Genomic DNA, 22773 nt, shown 5'->3' with positions numbered 1-22773 from the left:
AACTTTGATTTTTAATAGAATGCGCTAAAAAGCGAATGGATTAGGTAGAATTACATTCAAATACCTAACGGCTAAGCACTTACATCTCCGCCCTAAAGGACGGAGTTTTTCGTGCTAGTGGGATAAAGACTGGCAATTGCACATAACTCAAGGGTTTAGCCCTAGCGCGGCTTTAAACGTCTCGCCTTTAGAAAATTTGAATTTCAGGCTTTCTTACGCGTATGTAACTAGAGGCCCTATGCCTGGAGGTTTGGTGTGGATGCGTCAAGACAATTTGCGCTACAACCGCAATTTAAAGCCAGAAATTGGGCAAAATGTGGAATTTAACACCGAATACAGCAGTCAGTATTTTGATTTTAGGGCTGCCGGTTTTGTCCAATTGATTTCTAATTATATCAATCAATTTTCTTCAACGCTTTTTGTAACCAACTTGCCTGCGCAAGATATTATTTATGTGCCGGGTTATGAAGTTTCAGGGACGGCTAAATACAAGGGCTTTTCTTTAGGCTTGAGCGTGGCGCGATCATGGCCTTCTTTAAAAGGGCGTTTGATCGCTGATGTGTATGAATTGGCGGCCACAACCGGCAATGTGTTTATTTTAACGGCAAGCTATACGATCCCACGCACCGGTCTTAGTATCACTTGGCTTTCACGCTTTGTTACGGATTTGAGTTATTGCTCTTATAGCCCTTATCGTAACGGCCCTACGGATATTGACAGACGGTCTAGTAATTGCCCTAAAACGCCCGGGATTTTTCATGTGCATAAGCCGGGTTATGGGGTGAGCAGTTTCTTTATCACTTATAAGCCCGCTTATAAAAAACTCAAAGGGTTGAGCCTGAATGCGGTGTTTAACAATGTTTTTAACCAACAATATATTGATCAAGCAAGCCCAGTAATGAGCCCTGATGAACCCAATCAAGACAAATACGCAAGGGGCATGGCAGAACCTGGCTTTAACGCTAGATTTGAAATTTCCTATAAGTTTTAATAATGGAGATAAAAATGAGGATTTCATGGGTAGCGGATCTGATCAAAAATAACGCATTCTTTAGAAGTAACAAATATATGATTTTAATCCTTTAATTTTAAACCAATTTACAATAAATGGTTATTTTTTGTAAAATAGGGTTGCGGATTTTAATTAATATTTTAACTTCATGCTGTTTTTTTTTTTTTTGATTATAATTATAATCTCAATAAGAAAAATCATACCATTAAGATTAGGGAGAGTTTAATGAGACAAGAGAAGTATTTTCTGACTTCTTCTTTATCGCTTTTATCGTTTTTATTGTGTCCTGTAGAAGCTTTTGATTATCGGTTTAGTGGTCGTGTGGAGAACTTTTCTAAGATTGGTTTTAACAATTCTCAAATCAATACCAAAAAAGGGATTTATCCTACTGAAAGTTTTATAGATATTGTAACTTTAGCGCAAGTCAAAGTCAATTTACTCCCTAAAGGCATCGAAAACCACAGGCTCTCTGTTTCTTTGGGTGGGGCGATTGCAGCCATTCCTTATGATAAGACTAAATATTATATTAACCAAGCTAACGGGAAGGTTTTTGGCTCAATTGTAGAGAATTTCATTGGGGGCTATCATGGATACTTTTTTAATAAGTATCTTGGCCCTGCTTATGCGGGGACTTCTCAATCAGCGAGCTATCATGCAAGGCCTTATGTGGTGGATACCGCTTTTTTACGATACGATTACAAAGATGTTTTTGGGTTTAAAGCGGGGCGCTATGAAGCGAATATTGATTTCATGAGCGGTTCGAATCAAGGGTGGGAAGTGTATTATCAGCCCTATAAGACTGAGACGCAAAGGTTAAGGTTTTGGTGGTGGAGCTCTTTTGGGAGAGGTTTGGCGTTTAACTCTTGGATTTATGAGTTTTTTGCGACAGTGCCTTATTTGAAAAAGGGAGGCAACCCCAGTAACAGCAATGATTTCATCAATTACGGTTGGCATGGGATCACCACAACCTACTCTTATAAAGGCTTAGACGCTCAATTTTTTTATTATTTTGCGCCTAAGACTTATAACGCTCCTGGCTTTAAGCTAGTCTATGACACGAATAGGAATTTTGAAAATGTAGGCTTTCGCTCTCAAAGCATGATCATGACAACCTTTCCCTTATATTATAGGGGGTGGTATAACCCAGAAACAAACACTTATAGTTTGGAAGACAGCACGCCTCATGGCTCTTTGTTGGGGAGGAATGGCGTTACTTTGAATATCCGCCAGGTTTTTTGGTGGGATAATTTCAACTGGTCCATTGGCTTTTATAACACCTTTGGCAATTCGGACGCTTTTTTAGGCTCTCACACCATGCCAAGGGGGAATAACACTTCCTATATCAGTAATGAAATCTCAGTAACGACTAGGCATGCCGGAATGATCGGCTATGATTTTTGGGATAATACGGCTTATGATGGGCTGGCTGATGCGATCACTAACGCGAACACTTTCACTTTTTACACTTCGGTTGGAGGGATCCATAAGCGTTTCGCATGGCATGTTTTTGGGCGCGTCTCTCATGCGAATAAGAATGCGTTAGGGCAAGTGGGGAGGGCTAATGAATATTCCGTGCAATTCAATGCGAGCTATGCGTTCACTGAATCGGTTCTCCTTAACTTTAGGATCACTTATTATGGGGCTAGGATCAATAAAGGGTATCAAGCAGGGTATTTTGGAGCGCCCAAGTTCAATAACCCCGATGGCGATTTTAGCGCGAATTACCAAGACAGAAGTTACATGATGACCAACCTCACGCTGAAGTTTTGAACTCCAATCAAATCGCAGCAAGTTAAAAACACTCCAAGGCATTTTTTAAAATCTAATACTTTGCGTGGCTCGTTTTGTGAAGTGATTAAACGCTAAAGACGATTGGGCTTCCTGATGTTGGGGGAAAGTTTGGTTCTTGTTCTGTGTGCCTAATGGATTTTACAGAGTTTGAGCTCCAACGCATTCCTTACAGCTCTCACGCATCATATCTATAAAGGCGTAACTTTGCACGCTTCCTACGCTAGATGCAAATGTATGGGGTGTTATACTGCAAATTAGCGGCATTCACCCCAAACACTAAAGATGTTTAGGATTTCTGCTTGGGGGTTTTAAAAGCGGTTTTCTTGGGTTAGGGGGGATTTAGTTTTGGGGGGGTTTCAAAATACTTCCTATCCCCTTAAAAAATGGGTTTTACCATAAAATTTAGAACTACAAAATAAAGTTTTAAACCACAGAAATCCTAAATATCTTTAGCGTTTGAACGCTTTCACCATTAAAGCCGTTCTTGGGGGGTTAATCTCAATATTTGACAACATTTAATAAATATTTTGGGTTGTTTTTCTAAGTATAAAAATTTTGAAGCGCTAAAGCTTTTTAAAAGTTTTTAATCAAGCGTTTTAAAATCTCAATAAGCCTTGAGAGTTAAGCTTTTTGTGAATGCTAGCTTTTAATCAAGCGTTCTTAGGGGTCAATTCCATTATTTGATTATTGGATAAGGGTTTTGAGTTGTTTTTGAAGTGGGGGTTAAAGGGTTAAATCAAAGCCTATAAAAGGCCTTGAGCTTTTTTAGAAGGCGTAGCCATAGACCCAATACACGCTATAAGGACGGAAGTATTTCACTTCAGCGCCACCAGCTTTATAGTAAGTGTTGTAAATCGTAGGGATTTGCACACCGATTTCTATAGAATGCTGGTTATGGCTTTTTAGGTCTTTTTTCAAGATACCAAAGTTCATGCGTAAGCCTAAGTCAAACAAGAATTGGAATTTCGTCGCTGTAGGTCTGCTCGCAAGTTGAGGGCTGTTTCTTAGCGTGCTGATATAAGTGTCCCCTGCGAGTTGGATCCCCCCAAAGAAGCCCGCATTAAGACTTCGGCTACCAAAAGAGCGGCTAAACACATTGTAAAGCACATCAGTCCCCACCCCATAAGTGAGCAAATTGACTTGATTGTAAGTGGGGCCATTACCCACGCCAGCACCATTATAGCTGAAGAAACCGTAGTAGCGTAAGCCCACATTCTTGTTTTCCCCAAAGAATTGCTTATAACCGATTTTAGTGATAAACCCGTTAAACGCATTCACTTGAGAGCTGTTACCGGCAGCGAAATTCCCAAGCCATGGGTTAGCTTTAAGCTCGTTGTTTAGAGCGGTAACTTTAGCCAAAGTGTTTGTGGTGTTGTTTAATAGTTGGGTAGAACGCGCTTGATCAATATTCCCGCCATAGCTCACTTGATAGCCGGTTGAATTGCTGATGTTAGCGTTGTTGGCTAGCGTTAAAGCGTTTTGAGAATTATTGACGATGTTTTGCACCAAGCTAGTGAATTCCTTAGCGCTCAAATCGTTCCCAGCGTTAGCGGAGTTGAAGACATGTTGGGCTAAAGCGGCGTCTAAAAACGCTGCGGCAGCCCCGCTATCACCGCTTGGCCCCATAGTGATTGAAGCTTGCTTTAGGATATAAGCGATTTGTTGGGCGGTAACACCATTCCCATAAGCTTGATTAGTGTTGTTTTGAAAAATCCCACCCGCTTGGTTATTGGCGTTTAAGAACGAGTTCATGTAAGTCAAATAAACGCTAGCGGTGTTAAGCTCACTGAGCTGGTTGGAGAGATTTTGGCTTGTGGTGTTGTTGTTGCCTTGAAAGATATTCTTGCTGATGTCTTGACTCAAAGTTTTGATAGAGCTAACCATTTCGTTATAAAGAGCCAGGTTACCTTGGAAACAAGGGCTAGTGCTAGTAGCGGCAGCAGTAGTGCCATTACTACTACTACTAGTGCTACCACATTGTGTAATATTAGTAGTGTTCAAAGTAGGATACAAATCAATCAAATTGCCCAATTGGTTCATAAAAAGGTTGCCCAAAGTCCCGGCGACATTCCCTCCTGTGCCTGCAATATTGATATTGGTGTTGTTTGTCGTGGTAGAGTTTAACAGGCCTGCTAATTCTTCGGCTTTGATTTTGCCCGGGTTTTTCACTTGTTGGACCACTTGACCTAATTCATACCCAAAGGTCATAAAGCCCCCATCTTCTTCAGCGCCCACTGGATTGAAGCTCAAGCTTAACGCTAGGCTCAAAGGGGCTAAGAATCTTACTTTTTGAGATTGTGTCATTAAATTTTCCTTAATCATTTTGAATGGCTTTAAATTTTGTTTCATGTTTGTCTCTTCCCCCCTTTCTTAGAATGAATACCCATAAGACCAATAAACGCTATAAGGACGGAAATACTTCACGGTAGTCCCTGCGGATTTGTAATAAGTGTTATAAATCGTAGGCACCACCACGCCAAATTCCACCGTGTGCTGGTTGTGGCGGTTGGATTTCCCGTCTAACTTACCGAAGTTCATCCTCATACCGAAGTCAAAGAGGAACTGGAAGTGCGTGTTATTGATTTTCCCATGCAATTTCACATTGGGGTCATCTCTGAGCGTGGATTGGACGGTTTCACCGGCTAATTGGATACCGCTAAAAAAGCCCATATCCACAGATCGGTTTTGATAGGAGCGGCTAAAGATGTTATACAACACATCAGTCCCCACCCCATAAGTGTATAACCCTACGCTGTTTTGAGTGGATCTAAAGCCCACGCTCGCCCCATTATAAGAAAAGAAGCCGTAATAGCGCAAACCGATATTCCTTTTCTTCCCGAAGAATTGCTTATAGCCTATTTTGGTGTAAAACCCGTTTAAAATATTCGTCGCACGGCTGTTACCGGCTCTGAATTGGGGCAAGTAAGGCATGCTTCTCACCTGATTGTTGAGCGCATTGATTTTATCCAAAGTTACTTGCGCATTATAAAGAGCGTTAGGGAGCTGACTGGCGCGCCCTTGCACAGCGTTAGCTTGGTTGGAGTTTATCCCAGCGCTATTAACCGCGCTCCCGCTAATGGTGTTTTTAGTGAGCTCGTTATAAACCGCTTGAGATTGATCAATAATGCCTTGCACCAAACCTGTAAAAACGGCTGAATTGAATTCCTTATTCCCAATGTTGGCGGCTACGGCGGAGTTGAAAGCTTCTAAGAGCAATTCATCTTGCTTGAGCAAGTTCGCTGCGTTATTTAAGATATTTTGTTGGCCTTGAAGGTATTGGATGGCTTGTTGAGAGTAAGTTTGACCATCTGAACCAGTCGCACCGCTAGTGCCACTAGCACCACCGCTAGTAGCAGTTCCATTCTTATTCTCTAAAGCCTTATTCATCGCGTTAAAAAACACATTCCCCGCATTCAAGTAGGTGAGCTGTTGTTGCATGTTGGGGAAATTGGTGTTCGTGCCGTAGTTGGTCTGGCTACCGATCGTGCTTAAAATCCTGTCAGTCAAGCTAGGGAGCCAGTAATAGCCCGCAGCGGTGCAAGCGCTTTGATTGTTAAGAGAAGTGCCACCAGCCGTCCCTGCAGCCGCGCAAGTCCCACTGCCTACCGCACCACTTAAAAGAGCGTTCGCAGACACATCGTTACTACTGAGTTTCGTGGGATACGCCCCTAAAAGCGAATAAAGGTATTGGGAGAAAGCGTTACTCAACGCCCCTGCGACATTGCCTCCGGTGTTGTTGTTTAAAATGTTGTTCGTTACATCAGCGTTAAGCTCTCTGGCGAGTTCGTCGCTTTTAGCGCCGCCTGGGTTTTGGACATCTTGCATGACTTGTCCGAGCTGATAACCGACGGTGAAAAACCCTCCATCATCTTCGGCATAACTTATGCTAGCGCAAAGGGCTAGACTAAGAAACAGCGTTCTATTCTTCTTTATCATAATTTTCCTTATCAATGGAATGCTCCTTGATTGAGATTAAATTTGGGTTTTAGTTACATCAGAGCTTGTAAATAATGTTTAGTAATACAAATTGTTAGATGTAATTGTGATATTTTCACATAATGAAAATTAAACTAACCTTAAAAACCCCCTTAAAGACCCCTTATCAAGGAAATAAAGTTACAACAATTGGAGCGCTTTTTACAAAAAAAAAAAAAACGGGATCTTAGGGGGATTAGCGTTAAATTTTGGGGGGTTTTTAAAAGCGCTTTTTGGCATTTCTAAGTTTTTTAAACTATAATTACGCCAACGCAAATAGTCATTTCAAGTTATCTCTTTTGTTGTGAAAATTTGGAGCATGTTAGGGTTTGGGGTAATAGTGGGCGGTTACCTCAGAAAGGAGATAACCGACTATGAAGTTACTATTAGTAATCATAGTTTTAATGGCCATCGCAACGCCATTATACTAAAATTTTGGCTCTAGCGCAAGCTTAAAATCTTACTAGCGTTTTTTTTGTATTTTTCTTACATCTCATGAAAATCCCACTATAATACTCATTAAACAAACAATACAAAAACCAATTTTATTTTGAATCAGGTTTCAAAAGCCCCGCTTCATACAAAAACACCGAGGGCTTATGCTCTTTTGGTTTGGCGTTTTCCCTCAATTCGTTTTTCGCATAAGAAAGCCATAAATTTTCCTTAGCCCTTGTGATAGCGACATAAAAAAGCCGCCGCTCTTCTTCAATGCCCCCACCGGTATTCATGAGCTTGTGGTTAGGGAAACGGCCCTCCATTAAATCTATAATATAAACGTCTTTAAACTCTAAGCCTTTAGAAGCATGCACGCTCAATAGATTCACGCCCTCACCTTGCGTGGCTTCATTGGAGCCTATTAAAGTGCCGTTTAAAAAACGCCCTAAATTTTGGTAATTTTTCGCTAAAGAACTCAGCAAGTCCATTTTTTCATTGAAGCGTTTTTGCGCTTGGAGTTTTTTAAATTCGTTATAAGAGCCGTCCTTATTTTTAGATCGCTCTTTTAAAAGGCGTGTTTTAAAGGTTTGAAAAAACGCGCTTTCTAGAATGTGTTTGATTAAAGCGCTAGGGGAATGAATAGGGGCTTTGGTATAAAGAGTGAAAAAATCGCTGAGCGTTTTAGCCCCATTGAGTGAGATTTTAGGGTGCATCAACACCGGGTGCGAATGAAACGCTCTATCTATCACGCTATTAAACCTTGAGCTGTTTTCTAGGGCAAAAATTTCTTCAAAAAGCCCCATAGAGGTGATTTCTTTTTTCTTGGTGTAAATTTTGGTTTCTTTGCTTGGGTGGGTTAGGGCTAGTTTGAGATCACCATTGCCTAAAAGCATTAAGGCTTCATGAATGTCTTTAGCGGTGTTAGAGCCAATATCGCTGATATAGCTTAAAATGTGAATCGCTGCCATAATGTCTTTAGGGTTAAATAGTAGTGCGCAAATATCTAACGCTAACGCCACTTCTTTGGATTCAAAAAAACTCGCGCTCCCTTTTCGTTTGCTTGGCACGTTGTGGGATCTTAAAGCGGCTTCTAATTGATCCGCGCTCGCGTTGTTCCTAAAAATCACTGCCACTTCTTTAAAATCTTTTCGCATGACAATGCGTTTAGCGATGTCTTGGCATTGCGCGATATTGTCGTTGTAATTTAAAAGCGTGGGTTTATTGAATTTCCCTGATTTCACCACTTCTAAATTTTTAGGGTAAATGCGCTCGTTGCGCTGTATCACTTGATTAGCGAGATCTAAAATCTCTTTAGAGGAGCGGTAGTTTTTAGTGAGCGTGAAAACTCGGGCGTTTTTGTATTTTTGAGTGAAATTAGAAATGATAGAAATATCCGCCCCATTAAAAGCGTAAATGCTCTGATCGTAATCGCCCACGCAAAACAAACTAGGGGGATTGATAGCGTCTAAAATGGATTCTTGTAAGGGGTTAGTGTCTTGAAACTCATCGCAAAGCACTTCTTTATAAGGGCTAGGTGTCTCTAGCATCGCTTTTTTAAACAACAGTAGCAAGTCGTTATAGTCAATATAATTATGCTTTTTTTTGGTGTTTTCAAATTCTTCCAAAATGTTTTCATAAAAGGCGGCGTATGGCGTGTGTTCAGGGTTTTTAGTAGAAAGCCATGCGCTAAAATCTTCTTGTTTTAGAGCGTTAGTGTAAAGAGAATAGAGGGCGTAGAGATGCTGCGAAGTGTAGGGCTTTTTATCGTCATCTGTTAGCGCGTTTTTGGTATCCACAATGCTTTCTAAAAGCTTTCTTAGTTCCTTAGGTTGCTTTAGGCTTAAATTGGGGTAATGCTCTTTTAAATAGCGATACGCTACCGCATGGAAAGTGCCCGCTTCAATTTTGGAGCTTAATTTGGAGTATTTAGCCACCCTGGCAATCATTTCATTACTCGCTTTATTGGTGAAAGTCAAAAGCAAGATTTCTTCAGGCTTGATGCCGTTATCAAGCAGGTATAAAATGCGCCCCACAATCGTAGAAGTCTTTCCTGTGCCAGCGCTCGCAATCACTAAATTATACCCTTTCAAAGCCTTGACCGCTTTTAGTTGCTCCGGGTTTAATTGCAAAGTTTCTAACAAGTTTTATCCTAGATTTAAAAAGTCTTTAGGCAAAAGCGCGTTTTCTAAAGAGCGTTGCGAAAACAAAAAACGCCCGTCGCACACAAAGCCCAATTCTTGCCAGTTGATAGCGTTGAGTTTGTCGCAGAGGTTTTGTAAGTCCAGGTTTTGGTTATAAGGGAATAGCGCTAAAATAGAGCCGTCATAATTAGGGCATTGGTGGATAAAAAAGGGGTTTTTTTGGCGCGTTTTGGTGTTGACATAAATGCGTTTTTTAGGGGATATGTGATGCATTCTCCCCCATTGATACCAGTTATTTTCATTGAATTTTTTAATCTTTCTTTGCATCAAGCTGTCTTTATGCTGGAGTAAATAATCATTAGGCTCATTGACAAAAACCATTTTTTCTAAAACATTGGTTCTTTTGGTGATTGAGGTGACAAATTCTAAATTCCCGTATGTTTCATTTTTAAAAATCTTATCGCACCCGCTCACTGCCCCCACCTTAACCTTAAAAACCTCGCTCAATTTTTGCGTGTAAGATTGGTTGAGGAAATACAAAATGCCTTTTTTGCACAAAAATTGCAAACCATCGTTGGTGATTCTACTGAAATTGCCCTTACAAAAACGAAAAATCACGCAATTAGGCATGGCGTTTGGGAAAACCTTTTGATCGCCCAGTTCAAAAAAATGCGTTATCGTGCCTTCTTTATAAATCCATTCGTTTAATTTCACGCTAGAAGTGGATTTTAAAAAATCCCTTGGGGTGATGAAAATCAATTCGCCTTTAGGTTTTAAATGCTTGATCGCTTTTTCTATGAAAAACAAGTAGAGGTTACTCCTTTCATCAAAAAGGCTGTAATGGAGTTTTTCTTTGGTGCTTGGCGCAATATCCTTGTGCTTGACATAGGGCGGATTGCCAATAATGGTGTCAAATTGATTTTCTAAAGGGTAGTCAAAAAAGTCCATGCAAAGGGCATTTTTAGGGCAGATTTTAGGATCGATTTCAATCCCTACAGCCTTTTTTAAACGCTTTAAAAAACTCCCATCGCCAGCACTCGGCTCTAAAACACTCCCTTGATTGTGTTTGAGAGTGAGCATGAAATCCACTATATTTTTAGGGGTGAAAACCTGCCCTAAAGTTTTAATCTCTAATTGATGCAAAAAATTCTCCAAAAACTTCTCTTAATAAATATTAGCCCTTAGAGTTACACTTTTAGCTAGAGCGCTTAAGATGAAGTTTTTACTTTCAATAAAGTCTCTTTGAATGATTTCTCTGTTGTTATCCCACTTGCATTGGAAGGGCAAGTTATTGGGCTGAAGAGTTTGGATACCTTTTAAGGAATTGATAAAAACATCTTTAGGATCGTTTTTGTTGATAATCAAAAAATAATAATCTCTATTGGTGTTTGTGCCTAAGTCTTTATGAAGTTTTTGAAAGTATTTTTCCCATGCGATTTCGTTATTAAATTCCGGCACTAAGCCGCACAACGCATAGTAAATCCCTAATTTGCAATTAAGATTGTCAGCGGTTTTTGTGGTGGTGGTTTTAATATTGACAAGATAAAAAATATCGTTTTTTTTAAAACTAAAATCCCACCACTCTCTGGCTTTTGGTAGTTGGATAGGGAAAGAATATTTGATGGTGTTTAAAATTTCTTCTTCATTGACAGATGAATTTAAGCGTCCATCCTGTAAGGGTTGGGACAAATTATAAGGGTTTGTTTTTAAAAATTCTGCAATTTCATTAAGCTGTGTGGGTATCATTAAATATCCTTATTAAAAAGGGTATTTTACCACACTCTTTATTTCAGCCCCTTATTTTTTCAAGCTAATGGCTTCTTTAATCATGTCATCGCCCGCGCCAAAGGCTCTAGCGTTCATAGAATAGCCTCTTTGCATTAAAATGAGATTGGTTAGGGCGTTCCCGGCATTCACATTGCTCGTTTCTAAATATTTATGCCTGATTTTCCCAAACTTGAGTTTGCCCTCTTCGTCCCACCCTAAAATGGGGTTACCGCTTAGGGGTCTGTTTTCGCCATTAATGGTGCCTTCTTGCATTTCATAGAGGTTACCGCCGATTTTCCTTAAGCCTTGATCGTTAGTGAAAGCTAAAATACCGATGCGAGCGACCGGCTCTACCACCCCGTTACTAAAGGCTAGAGAAATCACGCCGTTTTCTTCAATGCGCATGTCTCTAAAAATGCCCCTAGGCTTGCCGTCTTGACTCGCTTCTAAGAGTTTAGAGTCTTGGTAAGACAAATCGCTAGAATCATGGTTTTCGCTCTTATCCAAAGAATAGGTGAGCTTATTACCCTTAAAATCCAAAGTCATGGGGGCGGATTTCATTTTATGCGTGGCTGAATCAAAGCCGACAATTTCCCAAGTAGGATCATTGATAGGGGTTTTGTTTTTGGGATCTACGATGTAGCTTTTCACTTCCCAAGTTTGGTTTTTCCTTTTACTCGTGGGGCTTGATGTGGGATCGTTGGAATTGGTCATGTAATATTCGCTTTGGAGCAAGTATTTATCCCCGGCTTTATCATAAATATCCACTTCTGTGCTGTAATAAGGGATTTTAATCGCTACTGAATCCCTACTAATGCCCTTTTTCAATTCCATTCCGTCCGCTTTCAAGCCCAATTTATCCGCAATGCCCCCACTCAAGCTGAATGTGATAGGCGTTTCGCTAGGATTAGCGATCTCTAATAAAAGGGGGGGGCTTTTGGCGTCTTTTTCGCTTTTGATGAGGTTTAAGTCTAGCCCGGTTTTTTCTTTAAGGAGTTTTTGCAAATCGCCTAAAGTTTTGAATTGGTTTTCGCCTTTTTCAGCGTCCCCATAAGTGAAAACAAAATCCTCTTTTTTGCCATTTTCTTTTTGGATACTGATGTTTAACTTACGATTAGTGATCGCATCTATGGGCTCGTTATCGTTATTCGCTAAAGCGTTAATATCCTGGTTTAAAAAACGCTCCTTAATAATCTCGCCCTTGTCGTTTAAGAAAAAATCTTGCACGCCTTTTAAATGGTCTTTAGGGTTTAAATTCACGCTAATACCCACTTTCGTGCTAAGCACCGGCTGGTAAGTCAAATCTTGGGGGATTTGTAAGGGCGAAAGGGTGTTGCCATGCAATTTTTCAATGTCTTCATCTCTGGCAGTGGAATTGAGCGTGCCGTCTTTGATTTTTTTCAAATCAATGCCATAAACATAATAGCCCTCAGGGGTTACTAAATAGCCATCAGCGTCCCTGGCGAAATTGCCGGCACGGGTTAGGAAATTATCCTGTTTTTTGCTAAAGCCGTCTTTATTAATGGTCATTTCCCCATTTTTATTGGGTCCTATCACAAACCAACCCTTGCCTTGATACGCCATATGAAATTCCCCTTCACTTGGCATATATTCCCCGTCTTTATTGGAAAGGGTGTTGCCTGAGCCTGTAACGCCGTAATTTCGGTCGTTAGCCACAACGGATTTGGCGTTCAAAGCGTCTAAATGCGAAGAAAATAGGGTCTTAAACTCCGGATCATTAGAGCGATAGCCTAAAGTATTGACATTGGCGATATTATTTGAAAGGCTGTCAATACCAAACTGGTGGGTCTTAATCCCGCTATAAGCGTTTAATAAGGTGTCGTTCATGCTGTCTCTTTAGGGGGGGTTTGGGGCTTTTGATCAATGGGCTTTTGTTCAATGGGTTTCTGTTCAATCGGCTTTTGATCTAGCGGTTTTTGTTCAGAGATTTTCTGTTCAAGGGCTTTCTGTTCAGAGATTTTTTGATCAATCGGCTTTTGTTCAATCGGTTTTTGATCCGGTTTGTAAAACTCTATCGCGCTGTCTATGGGTAAAATCATTTCGCCCATTCTCAGCATGGGCTTGCCTTTATCAAAAACCACGCTCTCCACTTCGCCCCTACCAATGCGCGTTTGCAAATACTGCTTGCTGTGAGAGTCTAAATTGTATTCAGCCTTGATTTTGTAATTGCCTTTAGGGACTTTTTCGCCCTTTTCATTTGTGCCGTCCCATTCAAAATTAATATACCCCTTTTGCCCGTTATAATCTTTTAAAGGAATCGTTTTGACTAATTCATTGTTTTCGTTCAGGATTTGAATCGCTGGCACTCCTTTAGAAGCGTCAATTTTTTCATCAAAAAAGAGCGAAAAAGAAAGCTTGTTGTTGCCGTCAAAATTCGCCCCGCTCACATCGGTTTCAGCGATCTTGCCTATCATGCTCACAGAATTAAGGGCGTTTACTTCCCTTAAAGCGTTATTAGCCTTTAAGCTATCGTCCATGCCTTTATTCAGGTTTTCCATGGTGTCTTTTAAAGCGCCTTGAAAGTCTTTTAAAGATTCGTTAGTTTCTTTATTGGATTTCATCGCACTGGCGACTTCTTGCATGGTCTTTTTGTTTTCTTCTTGCATTTCCACTTGCGTGAGTTGCGCGGTTTGGGTGATGATTTTATCCGTTTCCATAGGAGCGGTGGGGTCTTGATTTTTCAATTGCTCTAAAAAGAGTTTCATGAAAGCGTTTTTATCCAACCCATTAGCGATGGTGGGCTGCTCTTTTTTCCTTTCTTGCGCGGCTTTAGCTCCTGTAACTTCTGCTAAATCAATAGCCATGATCTCTTCCTTATTAAAGATGTCTTATTATAGAGCAAACTTGCTTAAAATCACGCATAAAGAGTGATTTGCATGCTCGTTTCTTGGTTTTCATGGTCTGTGTTCTCTTGGTAGCTTTTTAGAACACTTTCTTTTAAAGGGGTTAATTCCTGTTCTTTAAATGGCTCTCTTAATTGCTCTTTGGGTTGCTCTTTAGAAGAATCTTGCGAAAAGCTCAAATCCACCCCTTCAAAGCCTAAAGCGTTCAGGCTGTTTTTAAGATCTTGTTGGTTATCCAAAAAGGTTTGCAAGCTGTTGTTATGAGAGATCACGCTCACTTTAAGGTTTTTACCCACTTTTTGAATAATCACTTCAACCTTGCCCAATTCCTTAGGGAATAAATCCATAGAAATCTTGCTCATGGGGGGTTTGTATTCTTGGATTTCTTGCTTTAATTGTTGGGTGAAATGCTTGATCGTCTCTTTAGGGGCGATGCTTTTATTGTCGCTTGTCTTATCGCTAGCTTGGGTGTTTTGCGCGCTTTGAGCGCTGTTACTAGATTCTTTAGTTTTTTCTTTATTTTCGCTTGCTTCTTTAGTTGTTTCTTCTTTTTCTAGGGGCGTTGGAATATTATCGTTAGGGGGAGGGTTAGCTCCTATTAAAGGCATTAAAGGGGGCGTTTTAAGAGGGATTTTAGGGGCGTTTTCTGGCGTCGCGCTTGGGGCTGTAGTTTGAGTTTTAGCGTGAATAGGGGTTTTTTCTGGCTTTTTTTTAGAAAGAGTTTTATCCCTTTTAATGGCGTTCATTTGTAAAGCTTCCTTTAAAGGGGGCGTTTTTTTTTCATTATTTTGGGGGTTTGCGTGTTCTTTATTGTGCGGTTCTTTTTTTTCTAAGGATTGCAAAACGCTAGAAAGGTTGGCGGTGTTTTTAGCGTCGTTCTTTGCAAGGGTGTGGTTAGTGGGCGTTTGCGTTGTTTTCAAAGCAAGATGATCGCTTGCATTTAAGGGGGTTTTATTTTCTGGAGTTGTGGCCGCTTGAATGTTGCTGGCGTTTAAGTCATGTTTTTGGCTGAGCGTTTGGATGTCTTTAAGGGTTTTTGGCTCTTTGGCGTTATGGGTTGGGGTGGTGGGGTTTTTGATAGCGTTGTTAGCGCGATTAGTGGGGGTTAGTGGGTTTTTACTAGCTAAGTTTGTTTGATGAGCGTTAGAAAGGGCTTCGTTAGGCTTTTTTTCATTCTTGTTTAAAGTTTCGTTAGGGGTTTTGGGGTTAGTTTCATTAGCCTCATGGGTTTCATGTTGAGTCTCATGTGGGGCTGTTGTTTTTTGGTGGTTGAGCCAATCTTTTAGGGTAGGGGCTTGTTGGTCTTTAGCGGGATTTTGAGCGTGTTGGTAGGGTAGGGTAGGGGTTTTTTCAAGTGCTTTAGCGTCCTCTTTAGCACCCTCTTTAGAGTTTTTGGGCGTGGCTTTTAAAGCGTTAGGATTTGGCGATTCTTTAGGGGCGGTTTTGTCTTTAGAGATCTTTTGGTTTAAGATCTTACTGAAATCCTTTGATGCACTTTTAGGGGCGTTTTTGGTGTCTTCGTTTTTCGCCCCGCTATTTATTAAAGTGCTTGCGTTGGCGCTTGCGTTGGTGTGAATGGGATTAACAGGAGATGGCATGGTTATCCTTTAAAACAACTCTTTTATTTTACATGGTGGGAGTCAAGCAAAAAGAGTTCCTTAAGACGCGTGATCAAATTTAAAAATGCTAAAGGTGTTTTTTAAAACGAAAAACCCCATTTTTTAAAAATAAAAGTTGTCGTTATTCGTGCTTAATGAGAACGGAGGTTTTTAAAACTATGGTTTCGTTTAGGTTTAATTAAATTTCGCTACAATTAAATAAAAACGATGATTTTAGGGAGATTGGCATGCAAGGTTTGTGGATTTATCCAGAGAATATGGAAGTTTTAGGGGTTGCTTGCAAGAGCCTTTTAAAAGCGCTAAAGCCCCACTATCAAAAAATCGCCTTGTTTTCGCCCATTAAGTGGAGGGCGTGAGAGTTTTTGGGAGTGCGAGGGTTTGAACTCTTTAGAGTTTCATAGTGCCATAGACAAACAAAAGGCTTTAGAGCTTGTAAGCACCGCTCAAGAAGAGTTACTATTTGAAACGATTCTCAAACGCTATGATGGATTACAATCCACGCATGATTTTGTCATTAATTTAGGGTACGCACCGAAGTTTTTCTTAAACGCTCTTTTAGACTTAAACACCATTTTAGCCAAGCATCTAAACGCTCCTATGGTGGCTGTTGCGCAAACGAGTTTGGAATATTTGAAAGCCATGCATTCTCATATTCTCAAAAAAGAAGCCCCTTTCGCTGTAGGGTTATTTGCGGGCGAAATGCTTGAAAAACCACATTTTTTGAGCGCGTCTCTTTGCAAGCAACAATGCGAATTAGAAGCGAGCGTGATTGAAAGCGTGTTGCAAATAAAAAGCAAGATTATTACCCCTTTAGCCTTTCAAATGGGTTTGGAAAAAAAGGCTAAAAAACAGATTAAAAAGTGGTTTTACCAGAGAGCGAAGATGAAAGGATTTTAAAAGTTGCGCATCGTTTGAACGCCATGGGTGCGGTAGGATTGATCTTATTGGGCGATAAAGAAGCCATTAATTCGAAAAATTTGAACTTGAATTTAGAAAATGTAGAAATCATCGATCCCAACACTTCTCATTATAGAGAAGAATTCGCTAAAAGCTTGTATGAATTGCGAAAATCAAAGGGATTGAGTGAGCAAGAAGCTGAGCAATTAGTGTTGGATAAGACTTATTTTGCGACCATGCTCGTGCATCTAGGATACGCGCATGCCATGGTTTCTGGGGTGAATCACACCACGGCTGAGACCATTAGACCCGCTTTACAAATCATTAAAACCAAGCCCGGCGTGAGCTTGGTTTCAAGCGTGTTTTTAATGTGTTTAGACACTCATGCGTTCGTTTTTGGGGATTGCGCGATTATCCCTAACCCTAGCCCTAAAGAATTAGCTGAGATCGCTACCACTTCCGCACAAACGGCCAAACAATTCAATATCGCGCCTAAAGTGGCCCTGCTTTCTTATGCGACAGGCGATTCCGCTCAAGGCGGAATGATAGACAAAATCAAAGAAGCCCTAACAATCGCGCAAAAATTAGATCCGCAATTAGAAATTGATGGCCCTTTACAATTTGACGCTTCCATAGATAAAGGCGTAGCGAAGAAAAAAATGCCTAACAGCCAAGTGGCCGGGCAAGCTAGCGTTTTTATTTTCCCGGATTTAAACGCCGGGAACATCGCTTATAAAGCGGTGCAACGGAGTGCTAAAGCCGTGGCGATAGGGCCTATCTTACAAGGTTTGAACAAGCCCATTAACGATTTGAGTAGGGGTGCTTTAGTGGAAGATATTATTAACACCGTTTTGATTAGCGCCATTCAAGCGCAGGATTATTGATAGGAGAAATTGATGGAAATTTTAGTTTTGAATCTGGGTAGTTCGTCTATTAAGTTTAAGTTGTTTGACATGAAAGAAAACAAGCCCTTAGCGAGCGGTTTAACCGAAAAAATCGGCGAAGAAATAGGGCAGTTGAAAATCAAATCGCATTTGCACCATAACGATCAAGAATTAAAAGAAAAGCTTGTGATTAAAGATCATGCGAGCGGGCTTTTAATGATTCGTGAGAATTTAACGAAAATGGGGATCATCAAGGATTTCAATCAAATTGACGCTATAGGGCATCGTGTGGTTCAAGGGGGGGGATAAATTCCATGCCCCGGTTTTGGTTGATGAAAAAGTCATGCGAGAAATTGGCAATCTTTCTATTTTAGCCCCCTTACACAACCCGGCGAATTTAGCCGGTATTGAGTTCGTTCAAAAAGCGCACCCCCATATCCCTCAAATCGCTGTTTTTGACACCGCATTCCATGCTAGCATGCCCAGTTACGCTTACATGTATGTATGCGTTACCTTATGAATTGTATGAAAAGTATCAAATCCGGCGCTATGGTTTCCATGGGACTTCGCACCATTATGTGGCTAAAGAAGCGGCGAAGTTTTTGAATATCCCTTATAAGGAATTTAACGCTATCAGTTTGCATTTAGGGAACGGCTCAAGCGCGGCCGCCATTCAAAATGGCAAGAGCGTGGACACTTCTATGGGGCTAACCCCTTTAGAAGGCTTGATTATGGGCACAAGGTGTGGGGATATTGACCCCACTGTGGTGGAATACATCGCGCAATGCACTGATAAAAGCTTAGAAGAGGTGATGAAAATCTTAAATCATGAAAGCGGTTTGAAAGGCATTTGTGGGGATAATGAGAAACATAGAAGCCAGAAAAGAAAAAGGCGATAAACAAGCCAAACTCGCTTTTGAAATGTGTGCTTATCGTATTAAAAAGTATATCGGGGCTTACATGGTAGTCTTAAAAAAAGTAGATGCGATCATTTTTACAGGGGGATTAGGGGAAAACTACTCGGCTTTAAGAGAGAGCGTGTGCGAGGGCTTAGAAAATTTAGGGATCGCTTTACACAAGCCCACGAACGACAATCCGGGCAGCGCTCTAGTGAATTTAAGCCAGCCTAATACTAAAGTCCAAATTTTACGAATCCCTACTGATGAAGAGCTAGAAATCGCTTTACAAGCCAAAAAGGTTTTGGAAAAAACAGAATAAAGAATTGTTTAAGAAATCTATAAGAAATTTTTGGGTAAAAAATTAGCTTTCTTAAATTAAGTTCTAAATTAAGAAAATATCACACTAGGAGTTTTTGATGGAAGTGGTTCATTTTTTAGAGGGCGTTTGTTTTGAAAAACTTCATATTGAAGCGTTGAGTGAAAATTCTTCCAATAAAGAAATGCGCATTTGCATGCCTAAAGGGGCTGTCATGGACAAACACAAGGCCCCGGGAGCGATTAGCGTGCAGGTTTTAGAGGGCAAAATCGTTTTTGAAGTGGGAGATGAAAAAATAGAAATGCCAAAGGGAGCGTTAATCAGCCTAGAAGCCCAAGTTTTGCATCGTTTGGACGCTTTAGAAAATAGCGTTATCAGATTGTCTTTGAGTAAAAAATAAGGAAAATCAAATGATGAAAGCCGTTTTTATTAATGTTTGGTATTTGCTTTTAACCATCATTTTATTAATCATCATCTGGAGGATCATTAAATTAGTGTTAAAAGATAAAAACGACAGCGACGATAAGGGGTTAGGGTAAAGCATGTTTTTGATCTAAAAATCAGCCAAGAAGATAGATAAAAGAAGTCGTTTAATGGTAGTCGTTTAATTAAGTGCGCTACGATACGAAAATTTTAAAAGACAAGGAAAAGAAATGAGCGAGCAACGAAAAGAATCTTTACAAAATAACCCTAATTTGAGTAAAAAAGACGTCAAAATCGTAGAAAAGATTTTGAGCAAGAACGACATTAAAGCCGCTGAAATGAAAGAACGCTATCTCAAAGAAGGGCTGTATGTGTTAAACTTCATGAGCTCTCCCGGTAGTGGGAAAACCACGATGCTAGAAAATCTAGCAGATTTTAAAGACTTTAAGTTTTGCGTGGTAGAGGGCGATTTGCAAACCAACAGAGATGCGGACAGATTGCGTAAAAAAGGCGTGAATGCGCATCAGATCACCACCGGCGAAGCGTGCCATTTGGAAGCGAGCATGATTGAAGGGGCGTTTGATTTACTCAAAGATGAGGGAGCGTTAGAAAAAAGCGATTTTTTAATCATTGAAAACGTGGGGAATCTGGTTTGCCCCTCAAGCTATAATCTAGGGGCGGCGATGAATATCGTTTTACTCTCAGTCCCAGAGGGCGATGATAAGGTGCTAAAATACCCTACCATGTTCATGTGTGCGGATGCGGTGGTTATCAGTAAAGCGGATATGATTGAAGTGTTTAATTTCAGGGTTTCTCAAGTCAAAGAAGACATGCAAAAATTAAAGCCTGAAGCGCCTATTTTTTTAATGAGCTCCAAAGACCCTAAAAGTTTGGAAGATTTTAAAAACTTCCTTTTAGAAAAAAAGCGTGAAAATTACCAGTCCACGCATTCGTTCTAATGTGTTTAGCGATCCCCTCTAAAGTTATAGCCATTAACGATAATGTGGCGCTTTTAGAAACTTTAGGCGTTCAAAGAGAGGCGAGCTTGGATTTAATGGGCGAGTCCGTTAAAGTGGGCGATTACGTGTTGCTCCATATCGGCTATGTGATGAGTAAGATTGATGAAAAAGAAGCCCTAGAGTCCATTGAGCTTTACCAAGAAATGATCGCCAAAATGAACGAAACGCATGAATAAAAACAATGAATAAACGCATGAATAAAAACAATGAGCGTTGATCATCTCATTTCGCCCTTTAGAGACAAGCGAACCCTTTTAGCGCTCTCTAATGCAATCAAAAAACTCGCTTCCAAACTTGAAAAAAAATTAGTCATCATGGAAGTGTGCGGAGGGCATACGCATTCTATCATGAAATACGGGCTTTTGGATTTGATGCCCAACAATTTAGAGTTTGTGCATGGGCCGGGGTGTCCGGTGTGTGTGATGCCAAGAGCGCGCCTTGATGAAGCTTATGAACTCGCTAGCATGAAAGATAGCATTGTTTTGAGTTTAGGGGATATGATGAAAGTCCCCGGGAGCTATGGGAGTTTGATACAAGCCAGAGAAAAGGGGTTAGATGCACGCTTTTTGTATTCGCCCATGCAAGCTTTAGAAATCGCTAAAGAAAATCCGCATAAAAAAGTCATTTACATTGCGATCGGCTTTGAAACCACCACGCCCATGACAGCGAGCGTTTTACTCAATGCCAAAAAAGAAAAATTAAAAAATCTTTTTTTCCACATCAACCACATTCTAGTGCCTCCCAGCGTGAGCGCGATTTTAGAAGATCCAGCATGCCAGATCAACGCCCTTTTAGCCCCTAGCCATGTGAGCGTGATCAGCGGCGCTTCAATCTACGCTCCTTTAGTGGATCGCTTTAAACTCCCCATTATCGTGAGCGGTTTTGAGCCGGTGGATATATTAGAAAGCGTGCTGATGCTTACTAAACAAGCCTTAAACAAAGAAGCCAAGCTAGAAATCCAATACAAAAGAGCGGTGAGCTATGGGGGGAATACAAAAGCGCAAGAGTTAGTCAATGCTTGCATGGAAGTCAGGGAAAATTTTGAATGGAGAGGGTTAGGGAATATCAAACATTCCGCCCTAAAGCTCAAAGAAGCGTTCGCTTCCTATGACGCTGAAAAAGTCTTTAAAGAATACTTAAGCCACAAAACCTCCAAAGAAAACAAGGCATGCAAGTGCGGGGAAATTTTAAAAGGCATCGCTAAGCCCCTAGACTGCTCGCTATTCGCTACAACTTGCACCCCGCAAAACCCGATCGGCAGTTGCATGGTCAGCTCTGAGGGGGCGTGTGCGGCGTATTATCGTTACAAGCGCGTTTGAGTTTTAAAAATTGCTCTAAGCCCCTAGACTGCTCGCTATTCGCTACAACTTGCACCCCGCAAAACCCGATCGGTAGTTGCATGGTCAGCTCTCAAGGGGGCGTGTGCGGCGTATTATCGTTACAAGCGCGTTTGAGTTTTGAAAATTGCTTTTTGGTGAAATCGCTCAAGCCCTCGCAATTGACATTGATGCTAACCGGTTTTTTAGGGGGGTTTTCTTTTTTGACAACCGGCTTTTGATACGCCCTTTTTCTCACGCTCGCTTGGATAGTCTTAAAATCAAAGGGGTAATTTAGGGCTTTTAGGGTTTTTTGCGTTTCTACAAAATGCGTTTTCAAGTGGTTGGTGTAATGGTCTTTTTCTGTTTCAAAGGCTTTCAAGAAACTCGGGTGCGTGAAATAGATTTTTAGGATTTGGTGTTCTATTTTAGCGTATCTAAACCCTTTCTTTAAATCCCCTAAAATCCCAGCGACATAACGATTGATCACCTCTCTTCGCTTGAGCTGGAGCTTTAAATTTTTAAACGCAGACACTTGAGCGATTTTTTTAAACAGCAAAAAGGTTTCTTTCTTTTTTAGATAGCGTTTATAAATGATGGGGTCAAATGCTTTTTCCATAGTGGGATTATAGCGTTTTAGCTTGACTTTTTTAAAAAGCTTTTGTATAATTCTTCTTTTACTTTATATTATTTGTTGTTTGGGGTGTCGCCAAGCGGTAAGGCACCAGGTTTTGGTCCTGGCATTCCGAGGTTCGAATCCTTGCACCCCAGCCATTATTTATTAGCGTGTCGCGGAGTAGAGCAGTCCGGTAGCTCGTTGGGCTCATAACCCAAAGGTCAGTGGTTCAAATCCATTCTCCGCAACCAATCTTAATTAAATACCCCCCTATCCCCTTAAAAAAACGAATTTCAAATGAAGAAAACGAATTTCAAATGAAGAAAACGAATTTCAAATGAAGAAAACGAATTTCAAATGAAGAAAATGAATTTCCCTTAAGACACCAAATTAAAAAACGAATTTCAAATGAAGAAAACGAATTTCAAATGAAGAAAACGAATTTCAAATGAAGAAAACGAATTTCAAATGAAGAAAATGAGTTTTAACACCACCAAACGAAACAAAAAGCATCAAAATCAAAAAAATGACAAAATTTTTAAGAAAATGACAAAAAAAAAAAAACGCTTTATGCTATAATACTCCAAATACATTCCAATGCAAATACATTCCAATGTAAATGTATTCTAATGAATGTATGAAATCCCTAATACTAATCCAATTTAATCCAAAAAGGAGAAAAAACATGAAAAAACACATCCTTTCATTAACTTTAGGCTCGCTTTTAGTTTCCACTTTGAGCGCTGAAGACGACGGCTTTTACACAAGCGTAGGCTATCAAATCGGTGAAGCCGCTCAA

At 40.4% G+C, this 22773-nt stretch carries 14 protein-coding genes, 2 tRNA genes and 4 pseudogenes; 11 read left to right on the top strand and 9 right to left on the bottom strand.

Translation table 11 applies throughout. The annotated features are described in order from the left end of the window. Positions 1 to 121: 121 nt before the first annotated feature. Both IC572_RS07385 and hofG read left to right on the top strand, forming a co-directional pair. Positions 122 to 991 (top strand): annotated as a pseudogene (locus IC572_RS07385) (TonB-dependent receptor); the annotation flags it as partial. A 246-nt stretch (positions 992 to 1237) separates the two neighbouring features. Continuing rightward, positions 1238 to 2782 (top strand): outer membrane beta-barrel protein HofG, encoded by a 1545-nt coding sequence (gene hofG / locus IC572_RS07380; RefSeq protein ID WP_187855707.1) that lies wholly within the window; start codon positions 1238 to 1240, stop codon positions 2780 to 2782. 786 nt (positions 2783 to 3568) lie between these two features. On the opposite strand, the gene alpB is transcribed toward hofG, so the two are convergent. From alpB to fliK, 8 genes and pseudogenes are all read right to left on the bottom strand, one after another. Continuing rightward, positions 3569 to 5152 carry a Hop family adhesin AlpB gene (gene alpB / locus IC572_RS07375; RefSeq protein ID WP_187855704.1) on the bottom strand — a complete coding sequence of 528 codons (1584 nt, stop codon included), beginning with the start codon at positions 5150 to 5152 and terminating at the stop codon, positions 3569 to 3571. Between the two features lie 21 nt (positions 5153 to 5173). Then, the gene (gene alpA, locus IC572_RS07370) at positions 5174 to 6739 is read right to left on the bottom strand and encodes a Hop family adhesin AlpA (RefSeq protein WP_187855703.1); all 1566 of its coding nucleotides are present in this window, start codon (positions 6737 to 6739) and stop codon (positions 5174 to 5176) included. A 584-nt stretch (positions 6740 to 7323) separates the two neighbouring features. Continuing rightward, positions 7324 to 9354 (bottom strand): ATP-dependent helicase, encoded by a 2031-nt coding sequence (locus IC572_RS07365; RefSeq protein ID WP_187855700.1) that lies wholly within the window; start codon positions 9352 to 9354, stop codon positions 7324 to 7326. Between the two features lie 3 nt (positions 9355 to 9357). Beyond that, entirely contained in the window at positions 9358 to 10509 is a 1152-nt protein-coding gene (locus tag IC572_RS07360; RefSeq protein ID WP_187855698.1) for an Eco57I restriction-modification methylase domain-containing protein, read from the bottom strand. Further along, positions 10478 to 11100: pseudogene (locus IC572_RS07355) on the bottom strand (restriction endonuclease). The gene IC572_RS07360 and the pseudogene IC572_RS07355 overlap by 32 nt, the downstream one beginning before the upstream one ends. 51 nt (positions 11101 to 11151) lie before the next feature. Further along, positions 11152 to 12969 (bottom strand): flagellar hook protein FlgE, encoded by a 1818-nt coding sequence (locus tag IC572_RS07350; RefSeq protein WP_187855695.1) that lies wholly within the window; start codon positions 12967 to 12969, stop codon positions 11152 to 11154. Then, positions 12966 to 13946, bottom strand: coding sequence for a flagellar hook assembly protein FlgD (gene flgD, locus IC572_RS07345; protein WP_187855693.1), 981 nt, complete (start codon positions 13944 to 13946; stop codon positions 12966 to 12968). Before flgD ends, IC572_RS07350 begins: the two co-directional genes overlap by 4 nt. 50 nt (positions 13947 to 13996) lie before the next feature. Further along, positions 13997 to 15583 (bottom strand): flagellar hook-length control protein FliK, encoded by a 1587-nt coding sequence (gene fliK / locus IC572_RS07340; protein ID WP_187855691.1) that lies wholly within the window; start codon positions 15581 to 15583, stop codon positions 13997 to 13999. A gap of 248 nt (positions 15584 to 15831) precedes the next feature. Here fliK and pta point away from each other — a divergent pair. The 7 genes and pseudogenes from pta (at position 15832) to hypD (ending at position 21361) form a co-directional block, all read left to right on the top strand. Continuing rightward, a pseudogene (pta, locus tag IC572_RS07335) lies at positions 15832 to 17385 on the top strand (phosphate acetyltransferase). 12 nt (positions 17386 to 17397) lie between these two features. After that, a pseudogene (locus IC572_RS07330) lies at positions 17398 to 18603 on the top strand (acetate kinase). Positions 18604 to 18700: 97 nt separating this feature from the next. After that, positions 18701 to 19000 carry a cupin domain-containing protein gene (locus tag IC572_RS07325; RefSeq protein WP_024114699.1) on the top strand — a complete coding sequence of 100 codons (300 nt, stop codon included), beginning with the start codon at positions 18701 to 18703 and terminating at the stop codon, positions 18998 to 19000. 10 nt (positions 19001 to 19010) lie between these two features. Continuing rightward, complete coding sequence (locus IC572_RS07885; protein WP_000973846.1) at positions 19011 to 19139, top strand: hypothetical protein; 129 nt, start codon at positions 19011 to 19013, stop codon at positions 19137 to 19139. 114 nt (positions 19140 to 19253) lie between these two features. Next, a complete protein-coding gene (gene hypB, locus IC572_RS07320) occupies positions 19254 to 19982 on the top strand; it encodes a hydrogenase nickel incorporation protein HypB (protein WP_187855689.1) in 729 nt (242 codons plus the stop codon). Then, positions 19982 to 20218: a HypC/HybG/HupF family hydrogenase formation chaperone gene (locus tag IC572_RS07315; protein ID WP_000335461.1), complete on the top strand. Its 237-nt coding sequence runs from the start codon at positions 19982 to 19984 to the stop codon at positions 20216 to 20218. Before hypB ends, IC572_RS07315 begins: the two co-directional genes overlap by 1 nt. A gap of 30 nt (positions 20219 to 20248) precedes the next feature. Then, on the top strand, positions 20249 to 21361 hold the full coding sequence (gene hypD, locus IC572_RS07310; protein WP_187855687.1) for a hydrogenase formation protein HypD: 1113 nt from the start codon (positions 20249 to 20251) through the stop codon (positions 21359 to 21361). Positions 21362 to 21452: 91 nt separating this feature from the next. Here hypD and IC572_RS07830 read toward each other — a convergent pair whose 3' ends face one another. Then, positions 21453 to 21977 carry a hypothetical protein gene (locus IC572_RS07830; RefSeq protein ID WP_232263359.1) on the bottom strand — a complete coding sequence of 175 codons (525 nt, stop codon included), beginning with the start codon at positions 21975 to 21977 and terminating at the stop codon, positions 21453 to 21455. A gap of 80 nt (positions 21978 to 22057) precedes the next feature. On the opposite strand from IC572_RS07830, the gene IC572_RS07300 reads away from it, so the two are divergent. Then, a tRNA-Gln gene (locus tag IC572_RS07300) sits at positions 22058 to 22132 on the top strand. Between the two features lie 16 nt (positions 22133 to 22148). After that, positions 22149 to 22225, top strand: a tRNA-Met gene (locus tag IC572_RS07295). Positions 22226 to 22773 lie beyond the last annotated feature (548 nt).

The sequence above is a fragment of the Helicobacter pylori genome (genome assembly GCF_014496485.1).
Lineage (GTDB): Bacteria > Campylobacterota > Campylobacteria > Campylobacterales > Helicobacteraceae > Helicobacter > Helicobacter pylori_DD.
This window is presented reverse-complemented; position numbering and strand designations above follow the sequence as displayed.